The organism is Pseudomonas sp. OV226, assembly GCF_003148705.1.
Classification (GTDB): domain Bacteria; phylum Pseudomonadota; class Gammaproteobacteria; order Pseudomonadales; family Pseudomonadaceae; genus Aquipseudomonas.
On record NZ_QGGS01000006.1, the window covers coordinates 12,135 to 29,271 of the forward strand.

General features: G+C 58.7%; 15 protein-coding genes. 1 reads left to right on the forward strand and 14 read right to left on the reverse strand.

From position 1 onward, the window contains the following. Positions 1-84 precede the first annotated feature (84 nt). Positions 85-981, forward strand: coding sequence for a LysR substrate-binding domain-containing protein (locus tag C7534_RS12925; protein ID WP_046029220.1), 897 nt, complete (start codon positions 85-87; stop codon positions 979-981). Here the strand turns inward: C7534_RS12925 and ispD are convergent. The 14 genes from ispD to C7534_RS12995 form a co-directional block, all read right to left on the reverse strand. Next, positions 978-1,685, reverse strand: a complete 708-nt coding sequence (ispD, locus tag C7534_RS12930) for a 2-C-methyl-D-erythritol 4-phosphate cytidylyltransferase (protein ID WP_046029218.1) — start codon at positions 1,683-1,685, stop codon at positions 978-980. The genes C7534_RS12925 and ispD overlap by 4 nt on opposite strands. Beyond that, positions 1,682-1,960: a cell division protein FtsB gene (ftsB, locus tag C7534_RS12935; RefSeq protein ID WP_109786003.1), complete on the reverse strand. Its 279-nt coding sequence runs from the start codon at positions 1,958-1,960 to the stop codon at positions 1,682-1,684. The genes ispD and ftsB overlap by 4 nt, the downstream gene beginning before the upstream one ends. A gap of 171 nt (positions 1,961-2,131) precedes the next feature. Continuing rightward, positions 2,132-3,421: a phosphopyruvate hydratase gene (eno, locus tag C7534_RS12940; protein WP_046029212.1), complete on the reverse strand. Its 1,290-nt coding sequence runs from the start codon at positions 3,419-3,421 to the stop codon at positions 2,132-2,134. Positions 3,422-3,584: 163 nt separating this feature from the next. After that, positions 3,585-4,430, reverse strand: coding sequence for a 3-deoxy-8-phosphooctulonate synthase (gene kdsA, locus C7534_RS12945; RefSeq protein WP_046029210.1), 846 nt, complete (start codon positions 4,428-4,430; stop codon positions 3,585-3,587). Positions 4,431-4,435: 5 nt separating this feature from the next. Next, positions 4,436-6,067, reverse strand: a complete 1,632-nt coding sequence (locus tag C7534_RS12950; RefSeq protein WP_046029209.1) for a CTP synthase — start codon at positions 6,065-6,067, stop codon at positions 4,436-4,438. A gap of 274 nt (positions 6,068-6,341) precedes the next feature. Then, a complete protein-coding gene (gene tilS, locus C7534_RS12955) occupies positions 6,342-7,655 on the reverse strand; it encodes a tRNA lysidine(34) synthetase TilS (protein ID WP_109786004.1) in 1,314 nt (437 codons plus the stop codon). Positions 7,656-7,778: 123 nt separating this feature from the next. After that, a complete protein-coding gene (locus C7534_RS12960) occupies positions 7,779-8,726 on the reverse strand; it encodes an acetyl-CoA carboxylase carboxyltransferase subunit alpha (RefSeq protein ID WP_109786005.1) in 948 nt (315 codons plus the stop codon). A 152-nt stretch (positions 8,727-8,878) separates the two neighbouring features. Further along, positions 8,879-12,400 carry a DNA polymerase III subunit alpha gene (dnaE, locus tag C7534_RS12965; RefSeq protein ID WP_109786006.1) on the reverse strand — a complete coding sequence of 1,174 codons (3,522 nt, stop codon included), beginning with the start codon at positions 12,398-12,400 and terminating at the stop codon, positions 8,879-8,881. Between the two features lie 76 nt (positions 12,401-12,476). Then, a complete protein-coding gene (rnhB, locus tag C7534_RS12970) occupies positions 12,477-13,118 on the reverse strand; it encodes a ribonuclease HII (protein WP_046029204.1) in 642 nt (213 codons plus the stop codon). After that, positions 13,115-14,245 (reverse strand): lipid-A-disaccharide synthase, encoded by a 1,131-nt coding sequence (lpxB, locus tag C7534_RS12975; RefSeq protein ID WP_046029202.1) that lies wholly within the window; start codon positions 14,243-14,245, stop codon positions 13,115-13,117. The genes rnhB and lpxB overlap by 4 nt, the downstream gene beginning before the upstream one ends. A gap of 2 nt (positions 14,246-14,247) precedes the next feature. Then, on the reverse strand, positions 14,248-15,024 hold the full coding sequence (lpxA, locus tag C7534_RS12980) for an acyl-ACP--UDP-N-acetylglucosamine O-acyltransferase (RefSeq protein ID WP_046029200.1): 777 nt from the start codon (positions 15,022-15,024) through the stop codon (positions 14,248-14,250). Further along, positions 15,021-15,461 carry a 3-hydroxyacyl-ACP dehydratase FabZ gene (gene fabZ / locus C7534_RS12985; protein ID WP_007907157.1) on the reverse strand — a complete coding sequence of 147 codons (441 nt, stop codon included), beginning with the start codon at positions 15,459-15,461 and terminating at the stop codon, positions 15,021-15,023. Before fabZ ends, lpxA begins: the two co-directional genes overlap by 4 nt. Positions 15,462-15,569: 108 nt before the next feature. Then, entirely contained in the window at positions 15,570-16,625 is a 1,056-nt protein-coding gene (gene lpxD / locus C7534_RS12990) for a UDP-3-O-(3-hydroxymyristoyl)glucosamine N-acyltransferase (RefSeq protein ID WP_077430792.1), read from the reverse strand. Positions 16,626-16,627: 2 nt separating this feature from the next. After that, complete coding sequence (locus C7534_RS12995) at positions 16,628-17,131, reverse strand: OmpH family outer membrane protein (RefSeq protein ID WP_008028980.1); 504 nt, start codon at positions 17,129-17,131, stop codon at positions 16,628-16,630. Positions 17,132-17,137: the final 6 nt, after the last annotated feature.

Genomic DNA, 17,137 nt, shown 5'->3' on the forward strand with positions numbered 1-17,137 from the left:
CGAGACAATGAGTGTAATACACCGTCGCTCGGTGAATAATCAGGACAAAAGCAAAACATTATTGCTACACAGGGATAATTCTAGGTGTCCGAGAATCGCTGGGAAGGTATCGACGAGTTCGTCGCCGTCGCCGAGTGCAGCCAGTTCACGGCTGCCGCCGAACGACTTGGGGTTTCTTCCTCCCATGTCAGTCGACAAATCGTACGCCTGGAAGAGCGCCTTCAGACACGACTGCTGTATCGCAGCACCCGCCGGGTCACGCTGACCGAAGCCGGGCAAACGTTTCTGCAGCATTGCCAGCGTTTGCAGGATGGTCGCGAAGAAGCGTTGCGCGCGGTCGGCGACTTGACCAGCGAACCCAAGGGCATGCTGCGCATGACCTGCGCCGTGGCGTACGGCGAACGTTTTATCGTGCCGCTGGTGACGCGGTTCATGGGGCTTTATCCACAACTGCGTGTCGACATCGAACTGAGCAATCGCCCGCTCGATCTGGTGCATGAGGGCCTCGACCTGGCGATCCGCCTTGGGCGCTTGCAAGACTCCCGGCTGGTCGCCACTCGCCTGGCACCACGACGCATGTACCTGTGCGCATCGCCGTCCTATCTGGAGCGTTATGGTCGGCCACATAGCCTGTCGGAACTGAGTCGCCACAACTGCCTCATCGGCAGCTCGGACCTGTGGCAACTGGAACAGAACGGGCGGGAGTTTTCGCAGCGGGTCCAGGGAAACTGGCGCTGCAACAGTGGGCAAGCGGTGCTGGATGCAGCGCTGCAAGGCGTAGGGTTGTGTCAGCTACCGGACTATTACGTGCTGGAGCATTTGAAAAGCGGCGCATTGATTTCGTTACTGGACGCGCATCAACCACCGAATACCGCCGTATGGGCGCTTTATCCACAGCAACGGCATCTGTCGCCCAAAGTGCGCAAATTGGTGGATTACTTGAAGGAAGGGTTGGCCGAACGGCCGGAGTACGCGGCTTAGCGGCGATTGGCCCAACGCTGGCGCAGCCATTCAAGGTCTTCGGGACGAGTGACCTTGAGATTGTCGGATCGACCTTCTATCAACCGTGGCGCCATGCCCGCCCATTCCATGGCCGACGCTTCATCGGTGATGACCGCATCAGCGACGAGACTGTCCGCCAATGCCCGATGCAATGCGCCCAGGCGAAACATCTGCGGCGTATAGGCTTGCCAGATCACACTGCGATCCACGGTTTCGACGACACGACCGTGCTTGTCGACCCGCTTGAGGGTATCGCGTGCCGGCACCGCCAGCAGCCCGCCTACCGGATCATCGGCTAATTCACTCAGCAACTTGTCCAGATCATCACGATTCAGATTCGGCCGAGCAGCGTCGTGAACCAGCACCCAGTCTTCATCATCAGCACCCAGCGCATGCAAATGCAGCAAGGCATTGAGTACCGAACCGGAACGCTCGGAGCCACCCTCAACCCGCTGAATACGCGGATCGCAAGCACTTGCAAGGTTCGGCCAATACGGATCATCAACAGCAAGACTGACCACCACCCCCTTCAGGCAGGGATGATCAAGGAAACAGCCGAGGCTGTGTTCGAGAATAGTGCGCCCGCCCAGTTGCAAGTATTGCTTGGGACGGTCTGCGGCCATACGGGCACCTACACCCGCGGCAGGGATCACGGCCCAGAAGGCCGGTAACGAGGTGTTCATTGAGCCAACTGGTAAAGGGTTTCACCGTCCTTGACCATGCCCAACTCATGGCGAGCCCGCTCTTCAACGGTCTCCATGCCTTTTTTCAGCTCGCTGACCTCGGCGTCCATGACCCGATTGCGTTCCAGCAACCCTTCGTTCTCAGTCTGTTGATCCGCGATCTGCTGAGTCAGCTCAGCCACTTGCGCCAGACTGCCATTACCTACCCACAGGCGGTATTGCAGGCCAGCCAGCAACAGGAGCAAAACGAGGAACAACCAATTGGGACTGCGCATCGAATATCAGGTTTCCAGTGAAAAAAGACAGCCATGCAAAAACTTTGAAGCTTCTGATAGCACGAAGCCTGGAAAATCCAGGCTTGTGCTTATAAGGCATCAGATTAGTGGCAAAAACGTCGCTGTAGCGATTTTTCCGACACAATCCGGTGTCTTTTTACCATTTAGCAATTAACCGCGGAACTCGCTGCGGCCATTGTATTTGGCTTTGCCATTCAACTGCTCTTCGATACGCAGCAGTTGGTTGTACTTGGAAACGCGGTCCGAACGGCACAGGGAACCGGTTTTGATCTGACCAGCCGAAGTGCCCACAGCCAGGTCGGCGATGGTCGAATCTTCGGTTTCGCCGGAGCGGTGCGAGATCACAGCCGTGTAACCCGCAGCCTTGGCCATCTGGATGGCTTCCAGGGTTTCGGTCAGGGTGCCGATCTGGTTGAACTTGATCAGGATCGAGTTGGCGATCTTTTTATCGATGCCTTCTTTCAGGATCTTGGTATTGGTCACGAACAGGTCGTCGCCTACCAACTGAGTCTTCTCTCCGATCTTGTCGGTGAGGATTTTCCAGCCTGCCCAGTCGGACTCGTCCAGGCCGTCTTCGATCGAGATGATCGGGTAACGCTCGGTCAGGCCTTTCAGGTAGTCAGCGAAACCTTCAGCGGTGAACACCTGGCCTTCGCCGGACAGGTTGTACTTGCCGTCTTCGTAGAACTCGCTCGCAGCGCAGTCCAGGGCCAGGGTCACGTCGGTGCCCAGTTTGTAACCGGCGTTGGCTACCGCTTCGGAGATCACTTTCAAAGCGTCTTCGTTGGAGGCCAGGTTCGGCGCGAAACCACCTTCGTCACCGACAGCAGTGCTCAGGCCACGAGCCTTCAGAACAGCCTTGAGGTGATGGAAAATCTCGGTGCCCATGCGCAGACCTTCCGAGAAAGACTTGGCGCCAACCGGCTGAACCATGAATTCCTGGATGTCGACGTTGTTATCGGCGTGCTCGCCACCGTTGATGATGTTCATCATCGGAACCGGCATCGAGTAAACACCCGGGGTACCGTTCAGGTTGGCGATGTGAGCGTACAGCGGCAGGTCCTGGTCCTGTGCTGCTGCCTTGGCCGCGGCCAGGGAAACGGCGAGGATCGCGTTAGCGCCCAGGGAGCCTTTGTTTTCGGTACCGTCGAGCTTGATCATCGCGTGATCCAGCGCTTTCTGGTCGCTTGGGTCCATGCCTTTCAACAGATCGCGGATCGGACCGTTGATGTTGGCCACGGCCTTCAGAACGCCTTTGCCCAGGTAACGGCTCTTGTCGCCATCACGCAGCTCGAGTGCTTCACGCGAGCCAGTGGAAGCACCGGACGGCGCGCAGGCGCTGCCGATGATGCCGTTATCGAGAAGCACGTCCGCTTCCACGGTGGGATTGCCACGGGAGTCGAGAACTTCACGACCTTTGATGTCGACGATTTTTGCCATTGTTGTAAACACTCCAAAGTTGACGAAAACGCTGTAGGAGCACGGCTTGCCGGCGATGGAGCCCTCAAGGACGCCATCGCTGGCAAGCCATGCTCCTACAAGAGCAGTGCGGCCAGCGGGCCAGAGCATAAATTCGTGCGGTACTTTACCGGAGAATTGAGGTTTACGCGGTTTCTACCGTCGGAAAACTCTTCACCAGTTCGTCCAACGCTTTGAGCTGGGCCAGGAATGGCTCCAGTTTGTCCAGACGCAAGGCGCAAGGGCCGTCGCATTTGGCGTTGTCCGGGTCCGGGTGGGCTTCGAGGAACAGGCCGGCCAGCGACTGGCTCATGCCAGCCTTGGCCAGATCCGTCACCTGGGCACGACGACCACCGGCGGAATCGGAACGACCACCGGGCATTTGCAGCGCGTGAGTCACGTCGAAGAACACCGGGTATTCGAATTGCTTCATGATACCGAAGCCGAGCATGTCGACGACCAGGTTGTTGTAGCCGAAGCTCGAACCGCGCTCGCAAAGGATCAACTGATCGTTGCCCGCTTCCACGCACTTGCTGAGGATGTGTTTCATCTCATGCGGTGCGAGGAACTGGGCTTTCTTGATGTTGATCACCGCACCAGTCTTGGCCATCGCGACCACGAGGTCGGTCTGGCGCGACAGGAAGGCCGGCAGCTGGATGATGTCGCAGACTTCAGCGACGATCGCGGCCTGATCAGGCTCGTGGACGTCGGTGATGATCGGCACACCGAAGGCTTGCTTGATGTCCTGGAAAATCCGCATGCCCTCTTCCAGGCCGGGGCCACGGTAAGAGGTCACGGAGGAACGGTTGGCCTTGTCAAAGCTGGCCTTGAACACATAAGGGATGCCGAGTTTTTCGGTGACCTTTACGTACTCTTCGCAGACCTGCATCGCCATGTCGCGGCTTTCCAGCACGTTCATGCCACCGAAAAGCACCATTGGCTTGTCGTTGGCAATCTCGATATCGCCTACGCGGATGATCTTCTGCGCCATCGGATTTACGCCTTCTTCTGGTGTTGAATCAACGCTGCTTTAACGAAACCGCTGAACAACGGGTGACCGTCACGCGGTGTCGAGGTGAACTCAGGGTGGAACTGGCAAGCGACGAACCATGGATGATCCGGAGCCTCAACCACTTCAACCAGCGCACCATCACCGGAACGACCGGAGATTTTCAGGCCGGCTTCCATGATTTGCGGCAGCAGGTTGTTGTTCACTTCATAGCGGTGACGGTGACGCTCGACGATGACGTCTTTGGCGTAGCAGTCATGTACCAGCGAACCCGGCTCCAGCAGGCAATCCTGAGCGCCGAGGCGCATGGTGCCGCCCAGATCGGACGATTCGGTACGGGTTTCGACCGCGCCGGTAGCATCTTCCCACTCGGTGATCAGGCCCACGACCGGATGGCCGCTGGCGCGATCGAATTCGGTTGAGTTGGCGTCTTTCCAGCCCAGCACGTTACGAGCGAACTCGATCACGGCCACTTGCATGCCCAGGCAGATGCCCAGGTACGGAACCTTGTTTTCGCGAGCGTATTGAACGGCGGTGATCTTGCCTTCCACGCCACGCAGACCGAAGCCGCCCGGTACGAGGATCGCGTCAACACCTTCGAGCAACGCAGTGCCCTGGTTTTCGATGTCTTCGGAATCGATGTAGCGCAGGTTGACCTTGGTGCGGTTGCTGATGCCGGCGTGACTCATCGCTTCGATCAGCGACTTGTAGGCGTCCAGCAGCTCCATGTACTTGCCGACCATCGCGATGGTGACTTCGTGTTCCGGGTTCAGCTTGGCGTCAACCACCGCTTCCCACTCGGACAGGTCAGCGCTGCCGCATTGCAGGCCGAAACGCTCGACCACGAAATCATCCAGGCCCTGGGAGTGCAGGATGCCCGGGATCTTGTAGATGGTGTCGGCGTCTTCCAGCGCGATCACCGCACGTTCTTCAACGTTGGTGAATTGCGCGATCTTGCGGCGCGAAGAGATGTCGATCGGGTGATCGGAGCGGCAAACCAGTACGTCTGGCTGCAGGCCAATGGAACGCAATTCCTTGACCGAGTGCTGGGTCGGCTTGGTTTTGGTTTCGCCGGCAGTGGCAATGTACGGCACCAGCGTCAGGTGCATCAGCATCGCGCGCTTGGCGCCGACTTCGAAACGCAATTGGCGGATCGCTTCCAGGAACGGTTGCGATTCGATGTCACCCACGGTGCCACCGATCTCGACCATCGCCACGTCGGCATCGCCGGCGCCCTTGATGATCCGGCGCTTGATTTCGTCGGTGATGTGCGGAATCACCTGGATGGTTGCACCCAGGTAGTCACCACGGCGCTCTTTGCGCAGCACGTGCTCGTAGACACGGCCAGTGGTGAAGTTGTTGTTCTGGGTCATGGTCGTGCGGATGAACCGCTCGTAGTGGCCCAGGTCCAGGTCGGTCTCGGCGCCGTCGTGGGTGACGAACACTTCACCGTGCTGGAACGGGCTCATCGTGCCCGGGTCAACGTTGATGTACGGGTCCAGCTTCAGCATGGTGACCTTAAGTCCCCGCGCCTCCAGGATGGCCGCCAATGAAGCCGATGCAATGCCTTTCCCCAATGAAGAAACAACACCGCCCGTGACGAATATGTAGCGCGTCATGAAAAACCCTAGAAGTCTGCGTTAAAGCGGTCCGAGCCGCCGGGGAAAGCGAAGGAAGGCCGAAGCCCCCGATCACCTGCATTAATCACAGTGCACCTTTCAAAAAAACCGCCGCGTTGGGACAGACCGGCAGATGAAACACCGGTACGTTGCTCGCTACACATTTTTTGGAATCGCCCAGCAAAGACTGCTTGGTAATCGGCAACTCCTGCAATTCAGGCGAATCCACAGAAGTTGTATCAAGAAGGGAGCGTAGTCTACCGGAAAGCCCCTTTCAGCTCAAACCTTGATCTTCGCTCGGCGGTTGCCAATGCAAATGCCAGCCATCTTGCCCACTGCCATTCAAGCCCCGTACGTTGGCCACTGCCAGCAATTGCCCCTCGCGGTAGACCAGCGGCAATCTGCCACGGATGAAGCCCGGAACCCCGCGTTCATTGAACAAACGCTTGAGATCGCGATGACCGCGATCGGGCAAATTCATGACCTCGCCTCCCTGACGATAGCGGATTTGCAGCGAGCCATCGGGGATTTGCCCGGTGAGTGTGAGCACGCCGTTATCCGGCAATTCCAGCGGTGTCGAAGGATCCGGCCAATCCACGGCAGGCGGCGAATTGCGGAGCCAACAGCCCGAGAGCCACCAGATACGTCCAGCCGAACGATGCACTTCGCCATCGGCCAGCCGCCAGACCGGACGGGCATCACCGGTGGCATCACGCAAATTCTCCCAACCCGACCAATGGTCACTGTCCGGCAACCGCGTCAGTGCTGTGAGCCAGTGGCTCAGCGCGTTACGCTGGCGAGCGGCAGAGTGCCTTGCAAGGCAAGCCAGCTCCAGAGATTGCACGCCCAACCAGTCGAACTCATGGGCTGTTGCCGCTTCGACCAGATCAATTTCTGCCAACTCATCCAGCAAAGCCTGCGCTTCACTCAAGTGAGCAGCGCTACGTGCCATCGTCACCGCCGCTTGCGGCCAGCGCTCGGTCAATACCGGAAACACCTGATGCCGCAGGTAGTTGCGGGAGAACTGGCGATCCTGGTTCGAAGGATCTTCGATCCAGCTCAGCCGGTGTTCGGTTGCGTAGGCTTCAAGTTCGGCGCGTGAGACATCCAGCAGCGGGCGCAGAAGATGTCCACGGCCCAAGACCCGCTCACGCGGCATTCCCGACAAACCTCTCACCCCGGCTCCGCGCAACAGTCGGAACAACAGGGTTTCAGCCTGATCGTCACGGTGCTGGGCGGTCAGCAGAATGTCCTCGGCATGAATCACCGCGCTGAACGCCCCATAACGAGCCTCACGGGCGGCGCGCTCGATACTGGCGCCAGGTTGAACCTGAACGCGAACCACCTGTAGCGACACACCGAGCGCATCACAGACCGACTGACAATGCTCCGGCCAGGCATCCGCCGCCGCTTGCAGGCCGTGATGAACATGAATGGCGCTGAGCGCCGGCAGGGATTCGATTTTTGCCAGGTCGGCGAGAAGGTGCAGCAGGACGGTGGAGTCGAGACCACCGGAGAAGGCGATGTGCCAGGTTGTGGCGTTGCGCCATGGAGCGAGTTGTTTGAGAAGCGTTGCACAAAGTGTCATTGACGCACCAAAACCTGTAGGAGCCGAGCTTGCTCGCGATGAACGTTAACGCGGTCGGCCTGTTAAACCGAGGCGTCCCAATCGCGGGCAAGCCTTGCTCCTACATGATGGAGGAGCGATCGATCAGAGACCGTAGCTCATCAGTCGCTCGTAACGACGGGCCAGCAGCGCATCATTGTCGAACTTCTTCAGCATCGCCAGTTGCGAGCTCAGCTCGGCACGGATCGACGCAGCCGCAGCAGCCGGGTCACGGTGTGCGCCGCCCAATGGCTCGCCGATCACCTTATCCACAATGCCCAGGCCTTTCAGGCGCTCGGCAGTGATGCCCATCGCTTCAGCGGCGTCCGGGGCTTTCTCGGCGGTTTTCCACAGAATCGATGCACAACCTTCCGGCGAAATCACCGCGTAGGTCGAGTACTGCAGCATGTTCAACTGATCGCAAACACCAATCGCCAAAGCACCACCGGAACCACCTTCACCGATCACGGTGGCGATGATTGGGGTTTTCAGACGCGACATGACACGCAGGTTCCAGGCGATCGCTTCGCTCTGGTTACGCTCTTCAGCGTCAATACCAGGGTAAGCGCCCGGGGTGTCAATGAAGGTCAGGATCGGCATTTTGAAACGCTCGGCCATTTCCATCAGGCGGCACGCCTTGCGGTAGCCTTCAGGACGCGGCATGCCGAAGTTGCGGCGAACCTTCTCGCGCACTTCGCGGCCTTTCTGGTGACCGATGATCATGACCGGCTGGTCGTCCAGACGGGCGATACCGCCAACGATGGCAGCGTCATCGGAGAAATGACGGTCACCGTGCAACTCATCGAACTCGGTGAAAATGTGTTCGATGTAGTCCAGGGTATACGGACGTTTCGGGTGACGCGCCAGGCGTGCGATCTGCCAGCTGGTCAGCTTGCCGAAGATGTCTTCGGTCAGCGTGCTGCTTTTGTCCTGCAGGCGGGAGATCTCATCGCCGATATTCAGCGAATTGTCGTTACCGACCAAGCGCAACTCTTCGATCTTGGCTTGCAGGTCGGCGATCGGCTGTTCGAAATCTAGAAAATTCGGGTTCATAGGCGTCCGTCTTGGGTCGACGTCCAAGAGAGCTTGGGCCGGCCGGTTGTCTATTCGCGCCCTACCTTAAGGGAGAGGCGCGTTCAGGTCGAGATTAAAAATTCGGGTCGAGATCAGGGCACGTTCCAAGGGGGACGAATGGCACCTGACCGTCAACGGTATTGGAGGAAGACGTTGTCTCGCCCGAACTGGTCACGCAAGGCTTGAATCAACGCATCCGCCGGATCGATTCGCCAGGTCTCGCCAAACTGCAGCAAGGCCTTAGCATCGGGGCTCGTGTACTCCATGGTGATCGGGCACGCACCGCGGTGACGCTTGAACAACTCACCCAGCCAGCGTAGCTGATCACCCTTCAAATCCTTGGTTTGCAGCTTCAGGCGCAGGCTCTCGGCGAGGTTGGTGCGCGCATCTTCCATGCTCATCACCCGCTTGACCCGCAGCTTCAGGCCACCGGAGAAGTCGTCATTACTGACCTCTCCCTCGACCACCACCATCGCGTCGGTCTGCAACAGCGACTGCGCCGTATGGAACGCCTCGGCAAACAACGACGCCTCGATCCGACCGGAGCGGTCATCGAGGGTGATGAAGCCCATCTTGTCGCCTTTTTTGTTCTTCATAACCCGCAGGGCGATGATCATGCCGGCGACCGTTTGGGTATCGCGCGCAGGCTTCAAATCGATGATGCGCTGACGGGCAAAGCGACGGATTTCACCTTCGTATTCGTCAATCGGGTGGCCGGTCAGGTACAGGCCCAGGGTGTCTTTCTCCCCTTTCAACCGCTCCTTGAGGGTCAGTTCCTTGGACTTGCGATGACTGGCGTAGACGTCCGCGTCTTCTTCGACAAACAGACCGCCAAACAGGTCGGCATGGCCGCTGTCCTGGGTGCGCGCGGTTTGTTCGGCGGCTTTGATCGCCCCTTCCATCGCGGCCAGCAAGATCGCACGATTCTGGTCGATGCTCGCCTGATAAGCCTTCGGTTCGTCATGGAAACAAGGCCCCAGACGATCCAGCGCGCCACTGCGGATCAAACCGTCCAGGGTGCGCTTGTTGATACGCTTGAGATCGACACGGGCACAGAAGTCGAACAGATCCTTGAACGGACCGTCCTGGCGCGCCTCGGTGATCGCTTCCACCGGACCTTCGCCCACGCCCTTGATCGCGCCGAGGCCGTAAATAATCCGGCCTTCGTCATTCACCGTGAACTTGAACTCGGAGGCATTCACATCCGGCGCGTCGAGACGCAGCTTCATGGTGCGAATTTCTTCGATCAAGGTCACAACCTTGTCGGTGTTGTGCATGTCCGCCGACAGCACCGCTGCCATGAATGGCGCCGGGTAATGCGTTTTCAGCCACGCCGTCTGGTACGACACCAGGCCATACGCCGCGGAGTGGGATTTGTTGAAGCCGTAGCCGGCGAATTTTTCTACCAGGTCGAAAATGTTACCGGCAAGGTCAGCGTCGATGTTGTTGGTCGCGCAACCTTCAATGAAACCGCCGCGCTGCTTGGCCATTTCTTCCGGTTTTTTCTTACCCATGGCACGACGCAGCATGTCCGCACCGCCGAGGGTGTAACCGGCCATGACCTGGGCAATCTGCATCACCTGTTCCTGATACAGGATGATGCCGTAAGTCGGCGCCAGTACGGGCTTGAGGCCTTCGTACTGGTAATCCGAGTGCGGGTACGCGAGCTCGGCGCGGCCGTGCTTACGGTTGATAAAGTCGTCCACCATGCCCGATTGCAGCGGGCCCGGACGGAACAGGGCCACCAGTGCGATCAAGTCTTCCAGGCAGTCGGGCTTGAGCTTTTTGATCAGCTCTTTCATGCCGCGCGACTCAAGCTGGAACACCGCCGTGGTTTCGGCTTTTTGCAGCAGTGTGTAGGTCGGCTTGTCGTCCAGCGGAATGAACGCGATGTCCAGCGGCGGTTCGTCGACCTTCGCGCGGTCGCGATTGATGGTCTTCAACGCCCAATCGATAACGGTCAGGGTCCGCAGGCCGAGGAAGTCGAACTTCACCAGGCCGGCCGCTTCAACGTCATCCTTGTCGAACTGGGTCACCAGACCGTCTCCGGCCTCATCGCAATAAATCGGCGAGAAGTCCGTCAGTTTGGTCGGCGCGATCACCACACCACCGGCGTGTTTACCGACGTTTCGCACGACGCCTTCCAGCTTGCGGGCCATTTCCCAGATTTCGGCGGCTTCTTCATCGACCTTGATGAAGTCACGCAGGATCTCTTCCTGCTCATACGCCTTTTCCAGGGTCATGCCGACTTCGAACGGAATCATCTTCGACAGACGATCCGCCAGTCCGTAGGACTTGCCCTGCACCCGCGCCACGTCCCGGACCACGGCTTTTGCAGCCATGGAACCGAAGGTGATGATCTGGCTTACGGCGTTGCGACCGTACTTGTCGGCCACGTATTCAATTACCCGATCACGACCGTCCATGCAGAAGTCGACGTCGAAGTCGGGCATCGATACCCGTTCCGGGTTAAGGAAACGTTCGAACAGCAGGTCATATTCGAGCGGATCGAGGTCCGTGATCTTCTGTACATAGGCCACCAGCGACCCGGCGCCCGAACCCCGGCCGGGACCTACCGGGACGCCGTTGCTCTTGGCCCACTGAATGAAGTCCATAACGATCAGGAAGTAACCGGGGAACCCCATCTGGATGATGATATCCAGCTCGAAATTCAACCGGTCGACGTAGACCTGACGCTTGGCCTCGTAGTCTTCGGTGGTGTCCTTGGGCAGCAGAACGGTCAGCCGTTCTTCCAGGCCATCAAAGGACACCTTGCGGAAATACTCGTCGATGGTCATGCCATCGGGAATCGGGAAGTTGGGCAGAAAGTGTTTGCCCAATTTCACTTCGATGTTGCAGCGCTTGGCGATCTCGACTGTGTTTACCAGTGCCTCGGGCAGGTCACTGAACAACTCGGCCATTTCCTCGGCGCTTTTGAGGTATTGCTGATCGCTGTAATTCTTCGAACGGCGCGGATCGTCGAGGGCGCGGCCCTCACCGATGCAAACGCGGGTTTCGTGAGCGGCGAAGTCTTCCTGCTTGATGAAGCGCACATCGTTGGTCGCGACCAGTGGCGCACCGATTTTGTCGGCCAGGGCCACGGCACCGTGCAACTGCTCTTCATCGTTGGGGCGATTGGTGCGCTGGATTTCCAGATAAAAACGGTCCGGAAACACCGCCATCCATTCGCGTGCCAGGTTTTCCGCTTCAGCCGGGTTGCCACTGAGCATGGCCAGGCCAATTTCGCCCTCTTTCGCCGCTGAGAGCATGATCAAGCCTTCGCTGGCTTCGGCGACCCATTCGCGCTCGATGATCACCGAGCCATTGCGCTGGCCGTCGATGAAACCACGGGAAATCAGTTCAGTCAGGTTGCGATAGCCGACAGCGTTCATGGCCAGCAGGCTGATCCGGCTAAGGGCGTTGTCCGGATCCTTGTTCGACAGCCACAAGTCGGCGCCACAGATCGGCTTGATCCCGGCCCCCATGGAGGCTTTGTAGAATTTGACCAGGGAACACATGTTGTTCTGGTCGGTGACCGCTACGGCAGGCATGTTCATGCCGACCAGGGTCTTAACCAGCGGTTTGATCCGCACCAGACCGTCGACCAGGGAATATTCAGTGTGCAGGCGTAGGTGAACGAATGAAGCCGGCATAGTGATCCTGTCTAGAAACGTGAAGACAACAAGGCCCGGATTGTACCGGGCCTTGAGTAAAACATCAGCCTTGCGACTAACTCTCGATCAGACTTTCCCGCGCCTCGTACGCCAGGCGCACCGGGGCGAACGAGCGGCGGTGAATCGGCGTTGGCCCCAAGCGGGCCAGCGCTTCCAGATGAACGGGGGTCGGATAGCCTTTGTGCCCGCCGATGCCGTAACCCGGGTAAATCAGTTCGAACGCGGCCATTTCGCGGTCGCGGCTGACCTTGGCCAGAATCGATGCCGCGGCAATGGCTGGCACCTTGCCGTCGCCCTGCACCACCGCTTCAGCGCGCATCGACAGTTTCGGGCAACGATTGCCGTCGATCATGGCCAGTTTCGGCTGGATGTGCAGACCTTCGACCGCGCGCTGCATCGCCAGCATGGTGGCGTGCAGGATGTTCAGCTCGTCGATTTCCTCGACTTCGGCCCGGGCGATGCACCAGCTCAGGGCTTTTTCGCAGATTTCGTCGAAGAGCTTTTCGCGACGGGCTTCGGTGAGTTTTTTCGAATCATTCAGACCGAGGATCGGACGGTTCGGATCGAGGATCACCGCAGCCGTGACCACTGCACCGCAGAGCGGGCCGCGACCGACTTCGTCGACACCGGCCACGAGGTCTTCGACTTCGGCGACCAGGGTGAAGTCCAGGCCCATCTGTGTGCTGGTTTTGCTCATTGTGTTTTGCCGATCAAGTTCAGTACTGCATCCGCCGCCTGATTGGAGGCGTCCAGACGCAAGGTACGGTGAATTTCGTCGAAGCCGCGAGTCTGTTCCTCGCCGCCTTCGATCAGAGGGAACAGCGTTTGCGCCAGCGCTTCGACTGTCGCGTCGTCTTGCAGCAACTCAGGCACCAACAGGCGCTGGGCCAAGAGGTTCGGCAAGGACACGTAAGGGCTTTTCACCATCCGCTTGAGGATCCAGAACGTCAGCGGCGCCAGACGATAAGCCACCACCATCGGTCGCTTGTAGAGCAACGCTTCCAGCGTAGCGGTCCCGGAGGCAATCAGCACCGCATCACAAGCGGCCAGGGCCAGATGGGATTTGCCGTCAAGCAAGGTCAGCGGCAGATCGCGACCGGCCAACAGCTCTTCAAGCTGCGCGCGCCGTTCAGGGTTGGCGCATGGCATGACAAAGCGCACACCTGGGCGCATGGCCCGCAAACGCTGGGCAGTATCAAGGAACAAGGCGCCGAGACGGCCCACTTCACCGCCACGACTGCCGGGCATCAACGCGACCAGAGGTCCCTCTGGCAATCCGAGCTCAGCCCGCGCGGCAGCCCTATCGGCCTCCAGCGGGATCGCATCGGCCAGGGAGTGCCCGACAAAACGCACCGGCACGCCCTTCTCTTCATAGAATTTCGCTTCGAACGGAAACAGCGTCAGCATCAGGTCGCAGCCTTCGCGGATCTTCAGCACGCGCTTCTGACGCCATGCCCACACCGACGGGCTGACGTAATGCACGGTCTTGATCCCGGCCTGACGCAGCTTGAGTTCGATATTGAGGTTGAAGTCCGGAGCATCGATACCGATGAACACGTCCGGCTTCTCAGCGATCAGGTCGGCGATCAGCTTCTTGCGACGCGCCAGCAGCTCACGCAACCGTCCCAGCACTTCCACCAGGCCCATGACCGAAAGCCGTTCCATGGGGAAGTATGAGGTCAGCCCCTCGGCCTGCATCAACGGACCACCGACACCGATGAATTCCACCGCCGGATGTCGAGCCTTGAGTGCGCGCATGAGGCCTGCGCCCAGAATATCGCCGGAAGCCTCTCCCGCTACCAGCGCAATACGCAGATTAGCCATGATTAACGAGTAATGCCGCGGGTCGAAGACTGGATGGAATCACGGAACACCGCGACTTCCGGGAACTGATCCGAAGGTTCGGCCAGTTCGGCAAGCGCTTGCTCGACGGTCAGGCCCTGGCGATAAACCACCTTATAGGCGCGGCGCAGCGCGTGGATCGCGTCTTCACTGAAACCACGGCGACGCATGCCTTCGAAGTTCATGCTGCGGGCTTCAGCGGGGTTGCCAAACACGGTGACGTACGCTGGAACGTCCTTGCCGATGGCTGTACCCATACCGGAAAAGCTGTGGGCACCAATGTGGCAATACTGGTGAACCAAGGTAAAACCGGAGAGGATCGCCCAGTCTTCAACGTGTACATGGCCAGCCAACGCGGTGTTGTTGACCAGGATGCAGTGGTTGCCGATGACGCTGTCGTGGCCGATGTGGGCATAGGCCATGATCAGGTTGTGATCACCCAGGGTCGTTTCCGAACGGTCTTGAACGGTCCCGCGGTGAATCGTCACGCCTTCACGGATGACGTTGTGGTCACCGATGACCAGACGGGTTTCTTCGCCTTTGTATTTCAGATCGGGCGTGTCCTCACCTACCGAAGAAAACTGGTAGATGCGGTTGTGCTTACCGATACGGGTCGGGCCTTTGAGAATCACGTGCGGCCCGATCACTGTCCCCTCGCCGATTTCCACACCTGCGCCGACGATCGACCATGGGCCGACCTCAACGTCGTCGGCCAGTACAGCCGTCGGATCGATGATTGCGCGAGGGTCAATCAAACTCATAGTTTGCGTTCCGCACAGATGATTTCAGCAGAGCAGACTGGCTTGCCGTCGACCGAAGCCTGGCATTCGAACTTCCAGATCTGACGCTTGCAGCTCAGGAACTTGGCTTCAAGGATCAACTGATCGCCCGGCAGCACAGGCTGGCGGAAGCGCAGCTTGTCGGAGCCGACGAAGTAGTAAAGGGTGCCGTCCGCCGGTTTCACGTCGAGCATTTTGAAACCAAGGATCCCGGCAGCCTGAGCCATCGCTTCGATGATCAATACGCCCGGCATGATTGGATGCGCAGGGAAGTGACCATTGAAGAACGGTTCGTTGATGCTGACATTCTTGTAGGCGCGAATGCGCTTGCCTTCCACATCCAGATCCACAACCCGGTCCACCAGCAGGAACGGGTAACGGTGAGGCAGGTATTCGCGAATCTCGTTGATGTCCATCATTTCGGGGGGAAGCCTATGTAAAGATTGGGAACGCACGAGTGACGCGCGCTCCTCTAGCAAATCAAGGAGGCAGTCTAACGGCTGTGCACACTTGATATGGAAATGGTATCAGCCATCTGAAGAAGCATTACCGTCAGGGGTCACTTCCCCTACGTGCTTTTCCAGTTGTCGCAGTCGCCGCGCGATGTCATCGAGCTGACGGATGCGTGCCGCGCTTTTGCGCCACTCGGCAGCCGGTTGCATGGCTGTACCGGAAGAATAGGCGCCCTTTTCGGTAATCGAGTGGGTCACCATGGTCATCCCGGTGATGAAAACGTTGTCGCAAATTTCGATGTGCCCCACCAGCCCCACACCACCTGCGAGCATGCAATGCTTGCCGATCTTGGTGCTGCCGGAGATCCCCACACAAGCGGCCATGGCGGTGTGATCACCGATCTGCACGTTGTGGGCAATCTGGATCTGGTTGTCGAGCTTCACACCATTACCGAGAACGGTATCGGCCAACGCACCGCGGTCGATGGCGGTATTCACGCCAATCTCCACATCGTCACCGACCAACACGCCACCGATCTGGGCGATTTTCTGCCAGACACCTTTTTCGTTGGCAAAACCGAAACCTTCGCCACCGAGCACGGCACCCGACTGAATGACCACTCGCTTGCCGATGCGCACGTCGTGATACAGCGTGACGCGCGGGGCCAGCCAGCCGCCTTCGCCGATTTCGCAACGCGCACCGATGAAGCAATGAGCGCCGATGGTCACGCCCGCCGCAATACGCGCACCGCTTTCGATCACCGCAAAGGCACCAATACTCGCCGCTGGATCAACCACTGCATCCGCGGCCACTACCGCTGTCGGGTGAACACCTGCGGGCGCCTTGGGCTTGGGATCGAACAAATGGGAAATACGCGCGTAGGCCAGGTACGGATCCGGCACTACCAGCGCATCACCGGAAAACCCTTCGGCATCAGCGGCCTTCAGCAACAGCGCTGCGGCCCGGCAGTCGGCCAGGTATTTACGGTATTGAGGATTTGCGAGAAAGCTCAACTGAGCTGGGCCAGCCTCTTGCAAAGTGGCTAGCCCAGTAATTTCTTTCTCCGGGTCGCCACGTAGCGTGGCGCCGAGGAACTCGGCCAACTGGCCGAGCTTAATAGTCGCTGTCATGGTTACTTCAGCTGATTCATGCGCTCGATAACCTGGCGAGTGATGTCGTACTGAGGCTTGACATCAATCACTGCGCCACGCTCGAAGACCAGGTCAAAAGCACCTTTCTTGATGACTTCTTCCACAGCGCTGTCCAGTTTCGGCTTGAGCTGCTTCAGCATTTCACGGTCGGCAACGGCTTTGGCTTCGTTCAGTTCCTTGGACTGGAACTGGAAGTCACGGGCCTTTTGCTTGAACTCGAGTTCAAGGCGCTCACGCTCACCTTGTTGCATCTTGTCGCCACCGGCCATCAGACGATCCTGAATACCTTTGGCGCTGCTTTCCAGCGTCTTGAGCTTGGTCAGTTGCGGGCCAAATTTCTTCTCGGCATCCACGGCATATTTCTTGGCCGCGTCGGATTCCAGCAGAGCCATCTGATAGTTCAGAACGGCGATTTTCATGTCGGCAAAAGCCGGACCTGCTACCAGTACGGTCGCCAGGAGAACCAATTGAGTCAACTTACGCACGATGTA

Excerpts from the sequence above, each read along its gene's own strand:
- lpxA (WP_046029200.1), bottom strand. The coding sequence starts at position 15,024 with ATGAGTTTGATTGACCCTCGCGCAATCATCGATCCGACGGCTGTACTG.
- eno (WP_046029212.1), bottom strand. The coding sequence starts at position 3,421 with ATGGCAAAAATCGTCGACATCAAAGGTCGTGAAGTTCTCGACTCCCGT.
- fabZ (WP_007907157.1), bottom strand. The coding sequence starts at position 15,461 with ATGATGGACATCAACGAGATTCGCGAATACCTGCCTCACCGTTACCCG.
- lpxB (WP_046029202.1), bottom strand. The coding sequence starts at position 14,245 with ATGGCTAATCTGCGTATTGCGCTGGTAGCGGGAGAGGCTTCCGGCGAT.
- ispD (WP_046029218.1), bottom strand. The coding sequence starts at position 1,685 with ATGAACACCTCGTTACCGGCCTTCTGGGCCGTGATCCCTGCCGCGGGT.
- C7534_RS12960 (WP_109786005.1), bottom strand. The coding sequence starts at position 8,726 with ATGAACCCGAATTTTCTAGATTTCGAACAGCCGATCGCCGACCTGCAA.
- kdsA (WP_046029210.1), bottom strand. The coding sequence starts at position 4,430 with ATGGCGCAGAAGATCATCCGCGTAGGCGATATCGAGATTGCCAACGAC.
- dnaE (WP_109786006.1), bottom strand. The coding sequence starts at position 12,400 with ATGCCGGCTTCATTCGTTCACCTACGCCTGCACACTGAATATTCCCTG.
- ftsB (WP_109786003.1), bottom strand. The coding sequence starts at position 1,960 with ATGCGCAGTCCCAATTGGTTGTTCCTCGTTTTGCTCCTGTTGCTGGCT.
- lpxD (WP_077430792.1), bottom strand. The coding sequence starts at position 16,625 with ATGACAGCGACTATTAAGCTCGGCCAGTTGGCCGAGTTCCTCGGCGCC.
- C7534_RS12950 (WP_046029209.1), bottom strand. The coding sequence starts at position 6,067 with ATGACGCGCTACATATTCGTCACGGGCGGTGTTGTTTCTTCATTGGGG.
- rnhB (WP_046029204.1), bottom strand. The coding sequence starts at position 13,118 with ATGAGCAAAACCAGCACACAGATGGGCCTGGACTTCACCCTGGTCGCC.
- tilS (WP_109786004.1), bottom strand. The coding sequence starts at position 7,655 with ATGACACTTTGTGCAACGCTTCTCAAACAACTCGCTCCATGGCGCAAC.